The sequence below is a fragment of the Fodinibius salipaludis genome (genome assembly GCF_002287075.1).
GTDB classification, from domain to species: domain Bacteria; phylum Bacteroidota; class Rhodothermia; order Balneolales; family Balneolaceae; genus Fodinibius; species Fodinibius salipaludis.
Genome location: NZ_NSKE01000001.1, coordinates 402,748 through 415,630, shown reverse-complemented (window position 1 = coordinate 415,630; position 12,883 = coordinate 402,748). Strand labels below are relative to the sequence as shown.

General features: G+C 43.3%; 10 protein-coding genes. 6 read left to right on the top strand and 4 right to left on the bottom strand.

The window, feature by feature from the left end; all coding sequences use genetic code 11:
* The first annotated feature begins 149 nt into the window (after positions 1 to 149).
* From CK503_RS01645 to CK503_RS01635, 4 genes are all read left to right on the top strand, one after another.
* The gene (locus CK503_RS01645; RefSeq protein ID WP_095605179.1) at positions 150 to 998 is read left to right on the top strand and encodes a 3-hydroxyacyl-CoA dehydrogenase family protein; all 849 of its coding nucleotides are present in this window, start codon (positions 150 to 152) and stop codon (positions 996 to 998) included.
* A gap of 457 nt (positions 999 to 1,455) precedes the next feature.
* Positions 1,456 to 1,620 carry a hypothetical protein gene (locus CK503_RS16215; protein WP_217988294.1) on the top strand — a complete coding sequence of 55 codons (165 nt, stop codon included), beginning with the start codon at positions 1,456 to 1,458 and terminating at the stop codon, positions 1,618 to 1,620.
* A 172-nt stretch (positions 1,621 to 1,792) separates the two neighbouring features.
* Positions 1,793 to 2,779, top strand: a complete 987-nt coding sequence (locus tag CK503_RS01640) for a threonine ammonia-lyase (RefSeq protein WP_095605035.1) — start codon at positions 1,793 to 1,795, stop codon at positions 2,777 to 2,779.
* Between the two features lie 70 nt (positions 2,780 to 2,849).
* The gene (locus CK503_RS01635) at positions 2,850 to 3,869 is read left to right on the top strand and encodes a threonine aldolase family protein (RefSeq protein WP_095605034.1); all 1,020 of its coding nucleotides are present in this window, start codon (positions 2,850 to 2,852) and stop codon (positions 3,867 to 3,869) included.
* Positions 3,870 to 4,073: 204 nt separating this feature from the next.
* Here the strand turns inward: CK503_RS01635 and CK503_RS01630 are convergent, their stop codons facing one another.
* Positions 4,074 to 4,517, bottom strand: coding sequence for a hypothetical protein (locus CK503_RS01630; RefSeq protein ID WP_141239855.1), 444 nt, complete (start codon positions 4,515 to 4,517; stop codon positions 4,074 to 4,076).
* A 56-nt stretch (positions 4,518 to 4,573) separates the two neighbouring features.
* Positions 4,574 to 5,752, bottom strand: a complete 1,179-nt coding sequence (locus CK503_RS01625) for an aspartate aminotransferase family protein (RefSeq protein WP_095605032.1) — start codon at positions 5,750 to 5,752, stop codon at positions 4,574 to 4,576.
* Positions 5,753 to 5,865: 113 nt separating this feature from the next.
* Here CK503_RS01625 and CK503_RS01620 point away from each other — a divergent pair, with 113 nt between their 5' ends.
* Positions 5,866 to 7,113, top strand: a complete 1,248-nt coding sequence (locus tag CK503_RS01620) for a TraB/GumN family protein (protein WP_095605031.1) — start codon at positions 5,866 to 5,868, stop codon at positions 7,111 to 7,113.
* Between the two features lie 1,186 nt (positions 7,114 to 8,299).
* On the opposite strand, the gene CK503_RS01615 is transcribed toward CK503_RS01620, so the two are convergent.
* The gene (locus CK503_RS01615; protein WP_095605030.1) at positions 8,300 to 10,474 is read right to left on the bottom strand and encodes a Tex family protein; all 2,175 of its coding nucleotides are present in this window, start codon (positions 10,472 to 10,474) and stop codon (positions 8,300 to 8,302) included.
* Between the two features lie 397 nt (positions 10,475 to 10,871).
* On the opposite strand from CK503_RS01615, the gene CK503_RS01610 reads away from it, so the two are divergent.
* Positions 10,872 to 11,645 carry an inositol monophosphatase family protein gene (locus CK503_RS01610; RefSeq protein ID WP_095605029.1) on the top strand — a complete coding sequence of 258 codons (774 nt, stop codon included), beginning with the start codon at positions 10,872 to 10,874 and terminating at the stop codon, positions 11,643 to 11,645.
* A 197-nt stretch (positions 11,646 to 11,842) separates the two neighbouring features.
* Here CK503_RS01610 and CK503_RS01605 read toward each other — a convergent pair whose 3' ends face one another.
* Positions 11,843 to 12,847, bottom strand: a complete 1,005-nt coding sequence (locus tag CK503_RS01605) for an alcohol dehydrogenase (protein ID WP_095605178.1) — start codon at positions 12,845 to 12,847, stop codon at positions 11,843 to 11,845.
* Positions 12,848 to 12,883 lie beyond the last annotated feature (36 nt).

The following is a 12,883-nucleotide window of genomic DNA, read 5'->3' as shown; positions in this document are numbered from 1 at the left end:
TTGTTAATATCAGATTGCTCTTACTTCAAAGATGAGATTATTCAACGAAGTATTTTAGCTGTGAAATCGTTGAAAATGCCTCAGAAAATCGATACCCTCTTTTATCAATAATCAACATCTAATCGCAATAAAGTTTTTGTAATATGGATATTAAAAAAGTAGCAGTCATTGGCGGCGGTACCATGGGCAATGGCATTTGTCATGTTTTTGCCATGAATGGCATTCCGGTGAACCTGGTAGAGATGAATCAAGAGCTGGCTGACGAGGCCTTGGCGACCATCGATAATAACCTGGAGCGCATGGTTAAAAAAGAAAAAATCGATGCGGATCAGAAAGTACAGACGCTCGAAAATATTGAAACGCATACCGATACGACTAAGGCTGTAAATGATGTGGACCTGATAGTTGAGGCCGTTCCGGAGAATTTTGAACTCAAGAAAAAGGTATTTGCTGAAGTAGATGAAGCAGCGCCGGAGAAGGCGATATTAGCATCCAATACTTCTTCAATTTCTATTACAAAGTTGGCAGCAACGACTTCGCGCCCCGAACGATTTATTGGAATGCACTTTTTTAATCCCGTGCCGATAATGAAATTGGTAGAAGTAGTGCGCGGACTTGATACCGACTCGGAAGTTGTGGAAACAATCGAAGAGACGGCCGAACTCTTAGAGAAAAATCCCGTTGAAGTGGCTGATTATCCGGGCTTTGTATCCAACCGAGTGTTAATGCCGATGATCAACGAAGCGATCTATTGTGTATATGAAGGCGTGGCTGAGCCCGAAGATGTAGACCAGGTAATGAAGCTTGGTATGGCGCACCCGATGGGGCCGTTGCGATTGGCTGATTTCATTGGTTTGGATGTGTGTCTGGATATCCTCAATGTACTTTACGAAGGATTTAAAGACTCCAAATATCGACCGTGCCCGCTGTTGGTTAAGATGGTGGATGCCGGCAAGCTCGGTGATAAGTCCGGCGAAGGATTTTATAAGCACGATTAAAAGTTTAATTGGTGTCATGCTGAACTCTGCGTGCCCCGACCAATCGGGGTTTCAGCATCTATAAGTTGCAATTAGGCCCTCAGGATTTCGATTATTCTGAGGGCCTTTTTATTGAAGGACATGGTAGTATTTATTTTGTTGCCCCAAATAGTTCTGGACCTCTGAGTAAAAATTGTGAAGCCGGTTATGTTAACTAATCACATTAAGGGGGTAGTCCTGCGAATTATGTGCAGAGGCCGGGAGACGAAAAACCATAATTATCGTTAGAAGGAGATATAATTGGTTACAGATATTATGGCTGATTAATTTTACTCCTTCACCAAAACCTCCAGTACTTGATATAGTCCTTCAGGCGATGGATAAAAGACTTGCCGCGGAACCATCCGAATACAAAGCATAGGGCCAGAACGGTATAAATGAGTACGGTGGTCATTTCGCTGGCAATAGTTCCCACCTTGTGGTAGCCGGCGAACATGTAGAGCGCCCCGATACCGGCCCCGGGAAACATCCAAAAGATGATGATATTGAGCAGCAGAAAACCCAGAAAAGCACTGAGCAGCGCATGGATGATGCGTTCGCCGAGCGAAGGAACCCGCTCGTGGGTACGTTTATCGATATGTAATGGGTCTTCACTCAATAGTGTTTTGCTCGTTCTTGATCTTTGGTAAGGTCTAAAAGTTGGGAGAGAAATGAAAAGCACTGCACTGTAAAAAAATATTTCTCGTTTCCATTTTTATCATATTCTTGTTATTTGTTGATGGCTAAACTTTTATTAAAAGGGATTAAAAGGCGATATGGAAACGATTAAAATTCCAACTCCGAGACAGGTTGAACAGGCACGAGAAAAATTGGGTAACAAAGTTCGACGGACCCCCGCCTGGCAGTGGAAAAGCGATGTCAAAGATCAGTTGTTGAGTGCAAAAACAAATGTGTTTTTAAAGCTTGAGCTTTTCCAATATGCCGGGAGTTTTAAACCGCGCGGCGCGCTGATGAATATGCTGGATCTTACGGAAGAGCAGCTCAAAAATGGGGTGACTGCCGTTAGTGCAGGAAATCATGCCATTGCTGTTGCTTATGCGGCAAAATCACTTGGCACTACCGCCAAGGTCGTTATGCCTAAGACTGCTAATTCATTCCGAGTTGAGAAATGTAAATCACATGGAGCTACTGTTGAGCTGGTAGATGATGTGCATGAGGCTTTTCGTCGAGTAAAAGAGATTGAAAAAGAAGAGAATCGAGCATTTATCCATCCCTTTGAAGGAGAGCAAACCGCACTGGGAACTGCAACGGTTGGACTTGAGTTTGCTCAGGATATCCCGGAATTGGATGCCGTTATTGTACCTATAGGCGGCGGAGGACTATGCGCGGGCATTGCTGCAGCAGTTAAACAGATGATTACCGACTGTAAAGTATACGGGGTAGAACCGGTAGGAGCTGATAGCATGAGTAAAAGTCTTGAAGCAGGAGAACCGGCTGAAATTGATGAAGTTGATACTATCGCCGACAGTTTGGGCGCACCTCATGCGGCGCCCTATAGCTTTGGTTTGTGCAAGCGTTTCGTGGATGAAGTTGTTACCATAACTGATTTAAAGATGGCACAGACCATGCGAATGATGTTTGAAGAACTAAAACTGGCCGTAGAGCCGGCCGGTGCCTCAGCACTGGCGGCGGCAACAGGACCACTTTCCGATGAGGTGATGAATAAAAATGTGGGGATTATCGTCTGTGGCACCAACATTGACAATGAGAGTTTTCAAACAATTCTTAATGAGATAAGGTAAAATAAAAAGCAAAGTGTCATCCTGAACTTGTTTAAGGATCTACTAACTAATTTTAAGTTGCTATTTTTTAATGATTGATCTACGAAGTGATACCGTAACGAAGCCTACTTCCGAAATGCGAAAAGTAATGGCTGAAGCCCAAGTAGGGGACGATGTTTTTGGAGAAGATGCCACCGTGAATGCGCTTGAAGATAAGGTAGCCAAGATGTTCGGCTTTGAAGCCGGACTCTTTACGCCCAGCGGTACCATGGCTAATCAGCTGGCCGTAAATGTGCTTACGGATCAAGGAGATGAAGTGCTCATCGAAGAAACAGGCCATATTTTTAATTATGAATCCACAGCGGCATCGCACCTTTCATCAGTACTATTACGTCCGCTGCAGGGAACGAAGGGCAAACTCTCTGCTGATCTGCTAAAAGATACGATCCGCGGACAGCAAGATTGGGAACCCCGAACAAAAGTGATTGCGTTAGAAAACTCAACTAATAAAGGGGGAGGATGCTGCTATACCGAGCAAGAACTGGCGGCAATAAGCTCATTTGCCACTCAAAATAATTTGTCAGTTCATCTTGACGGTGCCCGGATATGGAATGCGATGACTGCGACAGAAACAGAGCCCACATTCTACAGTCGTATAGCCGATACCTTGTCGGTGTGCTTTAGTAAAGGACTCGGCGCACCGGTAGGATCGATGATTCTTTCATCCCAAGAAAATATAACTGATGCCCGGCGTATGCGTAAAATGTGGGGCGGAGGAATGCGTCAGATTGGGATATTGGCCGCAGCCGCTGATTATGCCTTAGATTATCACTATCCATTGCTTAAAGATGATCATCGAAAGGCTCGAGAGATAGCAGAGATTATTGATGAATGCTCTGATCTTTTGATAGATTTGGATTCAGTAGAGACCAATATTTTAATTTTTGATGTTATAAACACCACGGCCGAAGAAGCCGTACAACAATTGGCAGGAGAGGGCATACAAGTGGTACCGTTCGGCCCCAGAACACTGCGTGCAACTTTTCATTTTCAGATTATGGATAAGGATTTGCAAAAAGTGAAGGAAGCTTTTCGTATTATTTTTAATTAATGATAGTGCTGCTTAATGACTAAGAATACAAGAGAACTTCAAAAAAGAGTCTTTATTTAAACTGCCATTCTGTGTCATTCTGAACCTGTTTCAGAATCTAAAAAACTGTTGTAGAAATGAAATTCAGATCCTTAAATAAATTCAGGATGACAAGTAGATTTTTAGCTGTTTGAAGGAATGGCAGTTTTATATCTAAGTAAAAACTTACTCCAGCTCTTTATCATTGCTGTACGACTGCCACAGCGGATTATCACGCCCTACAATCTGTAATTGATTAAAATCACTGACACCCAGATGTAATCGAATATAAGGACTTATGGCTCTGAGAAAGTGCCAATAGTTACTTTCCTCCATCTCTTTTCGGTACTCTTCCATGAATTGGTCAAGCTCTTTTTGCGCCTCAAAAGGAGCTTGGTAATACTGCTTGGATGACGGCACATCATACGTGCCCATGTCGGTCAGCGCCCCACCCGAAACGGACCGATTGTATTGCTGGTCAAGTTGTATGGACGTATCGTCCTCCTCATCCTGCTCAATAGTCGTACTCGTAGTATCCCTTTCCTGTGCAACTCCCCGGTCACATACGCCAAGCAATAGGAAACCACCGGCCAGCATTATAACTAAAAGACGATTCAAAGATATCCCCATGTATTAATCATTTTAAGTTCACTAACTACAACAAAAATACGGGCATTTTGTTTTCCTTAGGGAGATGTTTTTTTGATTGCTGATACCAATACCTCAGCCAAGGTGGATAAACCTTGTTTCTTGGTCACCAGCGGTGGCACCAGTCTCATAACATTCCCCTGCGTACAGTTCGATAGTACTCCTTGAGACATCATCTCTTCCACCACCGGACGTCCTTCAAACGAAAGCTCTACGCCAATCATAAGTCCTCGGCCGCGAATATCAAGAACCTCATCCATGTCAGAAGTGCGATCGGTAATTTCCTGCTTTAGAAAAGCTCCTTTTTGAGCAGCTTGATCAACAAGGTCTTCAGTAATAACTGTTTTTAAAGCGGCTAAGGATGCCGTACAAGCCAACGGATTACCACCATAGGTACTACCGTGATCGCCAAAATTCATCGTTTCAGCAACCTTATTACGGCAGACCATTGCTCCAATAGGAAATCCCCCGCCCATTGCTTTAGCCATACCGATGATATCGGGCTGAACGCCATAGTGTTCAAAACCAAACATCTTGCCGGTTCGGGCGACACCAGTTTGCACTTCATCGACAATTAAAAGGGCATTGTGCCGGTTGCAAAGCTCCTTAATAGCATCCATAAACTTCCGGGAAGCCATATGTAGCCCTCCCGAACCCTGAATGGTCTCAATTACAATGCCGAGCGTTTGTTCATCAAAATGAGTATTAAGTGCTTCAATATTATCCATTGGGATCTGCTGAAAACCGCTTAAGAGGGGATCGTAGCCCTTGGCATACTTATCCATACCCATAGAAATGGTCCCGACTGTTCGACCGTGAAAGGCATTGCTAACAGTCAACAGCGGACCTTTCTTTTGATGGGCCTTCCCAAATTTTCGAGCAGCTTTAAGAGCGGCTTCCATTGCTTCTCCACCGCTGTTGCAGATAAAGCCTTTATCTAAGCCGGTAATTTCTGAAAGTAATTGCAGCAGCTCTGCCTGTGGTTTGCTGTAATAGAAGTTGGAAATATGCATCAACTGCCCAACTTGCTTACGTACCGCTTCCACAACATTGGGATGGCAATGTCCCAAACTGTTAACCGCAATGCCGGCCAGGGCATCCAGGTATTTGTTGCCTTCGTCATCCCAAACAAATGCTCCTTTACCTTTGGCAAGGGTGATGGGATAGCGGTTGTAAACGGACAAATGATACTGCTCGGTAAGTTGCTGGTAATCCATAAAATGATCGGTGAACGCTGTTGTCAATTAAAAGTTGTAACAATTGAATGCTTTATACGAAGTAATAATGCTTCCAAAAATAAGATCAATAGTAATAAAATTTTACCGAAACTATGAATAAAACAGACTTGCTAAGTGTGGTAATGATAATATTGATTTTAGGAGTTTCACAGGGTTTCGGTAAGGATAAAGAGGATACAGAACCACCGAAATCATTAAAAGAAGCACAGGAAGAAAATATATATGAGTTGTCCTTAGAAAATGGCAAGCTCAAGGGAGGGGGAGGAGAGTGGCTCATCAAACAATCCCAAAATGCATCGGTTGTCACGATAGGGGAGATGCATGGCACACAGGAAGTACCAGCTTTGGTACAGTCAATGATTCAAAGTATGGGACAAGAGAAAAAGTTTGATCACATGGTCCTGGAAGCAAGTCCGTGGACCGCAGGTAGAGTGACAGACAGCCTTAAGAAAAGCAAAGAAGCTTATAATCGGCTCATTGCTAAATACCCAAATGCCATTCCTTTTTACAATTTTAAAGCCGAACGGGATCTGGTTTACGAATTTATGGCGCACAGCGATGCAGAAAGCCCGTTATGGGGATTAGATCAGGTATTTGCCTTTACTACGGATATGGCTTTTGACCGACTTGAAGCATTAGCACCGGATTCATCAACTCAAAAATTAGTTCGGGAAGTACGTGCAGAAACCGGTTCTGTTGATGATCCGCGTCTTAAAAAATTGCCTGATGATACTCCTAACCCTATATCTATATATGATCCGGGCACAATAATGAAGTTAAAGCCCCATTTTGAGGGTATGCCTGAAGCTCAGCAGATATTGACCGAGTTGATAAAAAGCATAGAAATATACCGACTCAACGATGATAATAATTATACATCGAATAAGATGCGGGCAAAATATCTGCGAGAAAATTTATGGAGTTCATTTCAAAAATATTCTGCAGAAAATCAGCGGGTTATGATAAAGATAGGAGCCCGACATGCGTACCGAGGGATGACTCAAAACCATGCATTGGATGTGGGAAACTTAGCGGTATCTCTTGCTGAATTGATGGATGGAGAGGCACTAAATATTGCAGTCTTGTGTGGACCAGGTTCTAAAAATATGACCTTCCCAGCGCGTAGTGTGGAGTGTCAAAATCCTTATCTGAATGACGAGTTTCGTTCACTTATAAAAGAGCAACCGGCCTTGTTTGATTTCTCCTCTTTATATGCAAAAATGCATGATGGAAGTCTCAATATTTCGGAAGATTTGGAAGCTTTTTTATGGGCATTTGATGCTGCCTTTTTTATACCAAATACAAGACCTGCGGAACCCATAGTATCACCGGTCAAGTAGATCGTAAGTAGCGATAATTTTATTCAGTATTTGAGTCGTTTTTTGGCATGTATTGATGACCAAAAAGGGTAGAGGTAAAGAACAATTTTTTATCGAATATTTGAGTGGAAAAAATGCAACTACTATGGAGTAAAAGTGGAAGGTATTAAGGGGTATTAATCTCGATTCTATTTGAACAGGATGGTGTTATTCGGGAAAGGATTTTAATTATCAAACCGATCTCATTGGGGAGTAATACTAAGGTCCGGTATGTTCATGAATTAGCAGAATAGAAAATGTAATTGTAAACAAATTTTAGTCAGCATTTCCTTTTTGATGAACAGTGTGGCAATTTGACATATAAAATGGATATATATAGAGTGGGGTATAGAAAGAGAGCCAATACTGTGTTGGCTTGCAACAAGTTAGAGTGATTGATGTAACTGGGTTTACTCTTTACGTCATTACACGCAAAAAAACCATAAAACAAAATTGTCAAGAGCGCTCTAATTTCAAGCGAATACAAATATTATATAATGCTTTGCAAATAGTTGCGATAAATACCTATAAAATACTTTAAGTATAGTACTACGTTAATACTGTGCGGGACTTAAATTATTTAGGCGGAAAATATGCGGTTTATTGAAGATTAGTATATCAAAATGATAATTTGTGGGGTAAGATTAATTATATCAAGGGTTTATGGGATAAAAATAGAGAGATGTGTTGCCAGGTTTGTATCGATAATATTCGCCTAAATAATTTAAGTTTAGGCCTCATATCAGCTGGGAGACAATTTTTCAGTACAATATTAAAAATGTATAAATGTATGAATAGCAACAAATTACAGTACATAATTAATGTGAAATAAATTAAAAAAGTGCAGAAATAGCTTTTTATTAGCTCAAATAAATGCTGAATCTGTAATTCAGAGTCTATTTTCTGTAATAGAATTATGAAAATTTTTCGGGACTATAGGCAGAAAATTTATTTAGAGAAAGGAAATGGATAGATGTCTACAGACAATATTTTGTTATATCAGGGAGAGAAATTGCTAATACGAAATGGAAAAACTTGGCAAAAAGTAAGGGGCTAAACAGTCAGATATTGGACGACTATTTAGCCCCTAAAATGAATTGGTTTAAGTGCTGGATGGGGAACTCGATTTCTACCCCAAGTTAGCTAAATATTTAAGTTTAAAATCAGACTATTCTACGAGTGATAATCCGATGCGTCCGCGCTCCAAATCGAGCGACACAATGGTAAGTTTTAGGATGTCCCCAACAGCCACAATATCATGTGGATCTTCGACCTTTTGATCGGCCATTTTTGAGATGTGTAAAAGGCCGTCTTGTTTCACTCCGATATCCACAAAGGCACCGAAGTCAACGACGTTGCGAACCGTGCCTTCGAGCACCTGTCCTTCGCTCAGATCTTCCATCTTCATGATGTCATTTCGAAGCACCGGCTTGGGCAGAGATTCCCGCGGATCGCGTCCCGGTTTTTGGAGGTTTTCGATAATCAGTTCGAGCGTCGGAACGCCAACGTCAATTTGATTGGCAACCTGCTCCTTGTCAATATTTTTGAGCTTTTCTGCAATAGCTTTTGTCTGCTCGTTAAGTTTCTCCAAATCAATACCGAAAAGGTTGCATAGTTTTTCGGTTGCCTCGTAGCTTTCCGGGTGAATGGCCGTATTGTCGAGTGGGTTGTGAGATTCGGGAATACGCATAAATCCGGCCGCCTGCTGGAAGCGAAATTCGCCGACTCCCTTAATATCTTTGATTTGCTCGCGATTTGAGAAGGTTCCATCGGTTTCTCTATGTTCTACTATGCGTTTAGCTACTCGACTGCTTAAACCGGAAATATGGGATAATAGCGGAGCACTGGCCGTATTTAGGTTCACGCCCACCTGATTTACACAGCTTTCGACTACATCATCGAGGGACTGTGCCAGCTGATTTTGATTGACATCATGCTGATATAGTCCTACGCCTATCGATTTCGGATCGATTTTTACGAGTTCGGCCAGTGGATCCTGTACACGTCGCGCAATAGAAATATTACCGCGCTGCGGAGCATCCAGATTCGGGAATTCCTCGGCTGCCACTTTTGATGCCGAATAGACCGAAGCGCCGGCTTCATTCACGATCATGTAGTTAAGCTCTTCATTGGGATGTTTCTCTTTTCTTTTCTGGATGAAGTTTGCCACAATCTGTTCGGTTTCGCGGCTGGCCGTTCCGTTGCCGATGGCAATAAGGTTCACATCATATTTATCTATGAGTTTGTCAAAAACTTCTTCAGCTTCGGCTACTTTCTTTTGTGGCGGGGTGGGATAAGTGGTCGTTCCTTCAAGATACTTCCCCGTCTCGTCCACCACGGCCACCTTGCATCCGCTCCGATAGGCGGGGTCGATACCCATGACCACCTTGTGATCGAGCGGCGGCTGCATGAGCAAATTGGATAAATTCGTAGCGAAAGTTTGTATAGCGTGCTGGTCAGCTTTTTCGGTGAGCTGATTGCGCAACTCACGTTCCAGAGAAGGAAACAGCAGGCGCTTGTAGGCATCTTCTACCGCATCTTGGATATGGGGGACAAAAATGCTCATATCGTTGTTAATTACCACATCGTCAATATTTCCGAGTGTGATCTCATCCCATAATTCCACGTTCACAAATAGTACGTTTTCTCGCTCCCCGCGATTAATGGCCAATATCTGGTATGGTTTCAGGTGTTTGGCCTTTTGAGAAAATTCGTAGTAGTCTTCAAAGTTGGTGCGTTCCTCAACGGCGGGATTTTTCTCCGTTTTAATCACCGCATGCTCCTGAAAGATATCGCGTAGCTTTTCGCGCACGTCGGCCGACTCATTAATCCACTCGGCGACGATATCGAGGGCCCCGTCCATAGCATCTTCTGCGGATTCGACTTCCTGCTCCTCATCCACAAATTTTGCAGCGTGCTCCATGGGATCACCTTTCTCAATCTCTTGCGCCCAGATAAGCTCAGCCAACGGCTCTAAACCTTTCTCTTTGGCCATATCGCCCTTGGTGCGACGTTTCGGTTTGTAGGGTAGATAGAGGTCCTCGAGGGTATTCAGATCAGTACACGACATGATTTTTTCTTCGAGCTCATCGGTAAGTTTATCCTGCTCATCGATGGTTTTGAGAATAGTTTTCTTGCGATCCTCGAGCGTGCGGTGGAACTCCAACTTGTCGCGAACACTTCGGATATCCTCCTCATCGAGTCCGCCGGTAGCCTCCTGACGATAACGAGCCAAAAAGGGAACAGTGGCCCCGTCATCCAAAAAGTCAGCGACGCTTTTAACCTGCTTGGTTTTAAAGTTCAATTCCTGTGCTATACTGCTAAAAATCTGTGAATCGGTCATTCTGGAAATTGAAAATTAGAGATTAGATGCTGGATATGTCTTACAAGATAAAAAATCCAGCGAGCAAATTTCTTATGATAAGAGAGTCAGCTCTACCATTCTGATTTTTGTGTGCTGACTCCTATATTTCGTCTGCTGAAAATAACTAACTGACTCGAATTTCTCACCAAGAGTTTTGGTTGATGTGTGAGGCGGAACTGAAATATCGAAGTGAAGAATCCTAAAGGATCTGAACAAGATATTTTCAAGTTCCAACAAAACCGCACAATCAAAAATCGAAGACAGTTAATTAATTTTTTATGTCTGATAAATAGATTTAAAGATCCAGTTTCTGATTAAATTTATAATCAACTACTATAATTTGTTGTGAGAAATTTGAGAAAAGACTTAAGTACACATGAATTTTGACTTTGATAATGTACACGAGGCGGCTATTGAAATCGCAAAAAAGGGCGGTAATCATACGCTTAACTATTTTAACAAATCATTTGATGTAGAGCGCAAGTCAGATGATTCTCCGGTAACGGTCGCTGATCGCGAGGCAGAAATGGTTATGCGGGAGGAGATTATAAGTCATTTTCCCAAGCACGGTATCGTGGGAGAGGAGCATGACGATCATAACCCTGAGAGCATTGTGCAGTGGATTTTGGATCCTATTGACGGAACAAAGTCATTCATCCACGGTGTGCCGCTTTATACGACGCTGATTGGTGTTGTGGTTGAAGACGAGCCGGTGATCGGCATCATTTATGCCCCGGCGCTTGATGAACTTTGCGATGCTGCCAAAGGCAAGGGGACGCGCCTTAATGGCGATTTGTGCAGTGTGCGTTCCTGTGATAATCTGTCCGAAGCCAGCTTTATGAGCACGGATGCTTATACTTCGGCGAAGTACGGGTATGGAGATGCGTTTGATGCCCTGATTGAAAAAACGCGCATTCACCGCACCTGGGGCGATGCCTATGGACATATGCTCGTAGCCACGGGACGGGCTGATTTAATGTTCGATCCCATTTTGAATATTTGGGATGCGGCGCCGTTGCTAACGGTGCTTCAGGAATCAGGCGGTGTTTTTTGTGATACAGAGGGAAACGAAACAATTGAATCGGGCAACGGTTTTTCCTGCAGCCGGGAATTACTTCCGGAAGTGTTAGAGGTGTTTGAGGGAAATTAGAATTTAAAAATTAAACCCGCAGGGTTTCTTTTCCTGAAGAGTTAACAGTGTTATAAGCAGAAACACCTCTTCAAGAAAACCCTGCGGGTTTGAAAAAAACGTTCCGCAGTGGAGCTACGGAACGAGGAAAAATTGAAGTGGATTATGATGCAAAAACATTGTAACGAAATGATAATTAACCGATAACGAAGTGCGAATTACATTTCCAGAACTACTCTGAACCGCGCTTCATTATTGATCATCCGATCGTAAGCTTCATTGGCTTCTTCGAGCGGATAGGTTTCAATAGTGGGTGTGATGTCGGTGAGTGCACTAAAGTCCAGCGTATCTTCGGAATCTTTAGCTGTGCCACTGGGCCATCCGCGAACAGATTTTCGTCCCATGATCAGCTGAAAAGGACTCACTTTAATCGGTTCACCGGTAGCTGCCACAATCATCAGCGTGCCGTCAGTTCCGAGACCGTCAATAACTGAAGTGATAGCGTCACTGTTTGGAGCGGTAGCTAAAATAACTTTTGCTCCGCCCAGCTTTTGAAGTTCTTCAGCGGCGTCGTTGGCTTCAGTATCGACAAAGTGATCGGCACCGAGCCCATAGGCCAGTTCTTGTTTGTCGGTTCCGCGCGAAAGTGCCACTACTTCACATCCGAACTTGTGAGCATATTGGACGCCCAGGTGACCGAGTCCGCCAATACCTTGAACGGCCACTAAATCTCCCGGATTAAGGTCGCTATTGCGCAGAGCGTTAAAGGTAGTGATGCCGGCGCATAGCAGTGGAGCTGCTTCGGCAGAATTAAGTGATTCGGGTACGTCCGCAAGTGCGTTTTGTGGAGCTGTCATGTATTCGGCATAGCCGCCGTCGAAGCTGAGTCCCGTGACTTTGGCGTTTTCACAGTTGATGAAATCACCTTTGCGACAGGCTTCACATTCGTGGCAATGTCCACCGTGCCAACCTACGCCAACACGCTGACCTTCATTCCATTCAGTGATGTTGTTGCCGACTGATTCAATAGTACCAATCACTTCGTGTCCCGGCACGCGGGGATATTCAATACCCGGCATGGTTCCGTCCTTCACAAAGGCATCGCTGTGACAGATACCGCATGCTTGAACTTTGATTAATACTTCATCCGCAGAAGGTGTGGGGATGTCTTTCTCAACGAGTTCAAAATCCGAACCCGGTTCTGATACTTGCATTGCTTTCATAGAGCCCATAAAAAAATATTTTAGTGTTAAACTTTT

Excerpts from the sequence above, each read along its gene's own strand:
- CK503_RS01640 (WP_095605035.1), top strand. The coding sequence starts at position 1,793 with ATGGAAACGATTAAAATTCCAACTCCGAGACAGGTTGAACAGGCACGA.
- CK503_RS01635 (WP_095605034.1), top strand. The coding sequence starts at position 2,850 with ATGATTGATCTACGAAGTGATACCGTAACGAAGCCTACTTCCGAAATG.
- CK503_RS01630 (WP_141239855.1), bottom strand. The coding sequence starts at position 4,517 with ATGGGGATATCTTTGAATCGTCTTTTAGTTATAATGCTGGCCGGTGGT.
- CK503_RS01625 (WP_095605032.1), bottom strand. The coding sequence starts at position 5,752 with ATGGATTACCAGCAACTTACCGAGCAGTATCATTTGTCCGTTTACAAC.
- CK503_RS01620 (WP_095605031.1), top strand. The coding sequence starts at position 5,866 with ATGAATAAAACAGACTTGCTAAGTGTGGTAATGATAATATTGATTTTA.
- CK503_RS01615 (WP_095605030.1), bottom strand. The coding sequence starts at position 10,474 with ATGACCGATTCACAGATTTTTAGCAGTATAGCACAGGAATTGAACTTT.
- CK503_RS01610 (WP_095605029.1), top strand. The coding sequence starts at position 10,872 with ATGAATTTTGACTTTGATAATGTACACGAGGCGGCTATTGAAATCGCA.
- CK503_RS01605 (WP_095605178.1), bottom strand. The coding sequence starts at position 12,847 with ATGAAAGCAATGCAAGTATCAGAACCGGGTTCGGATTTTGAACTCGTT.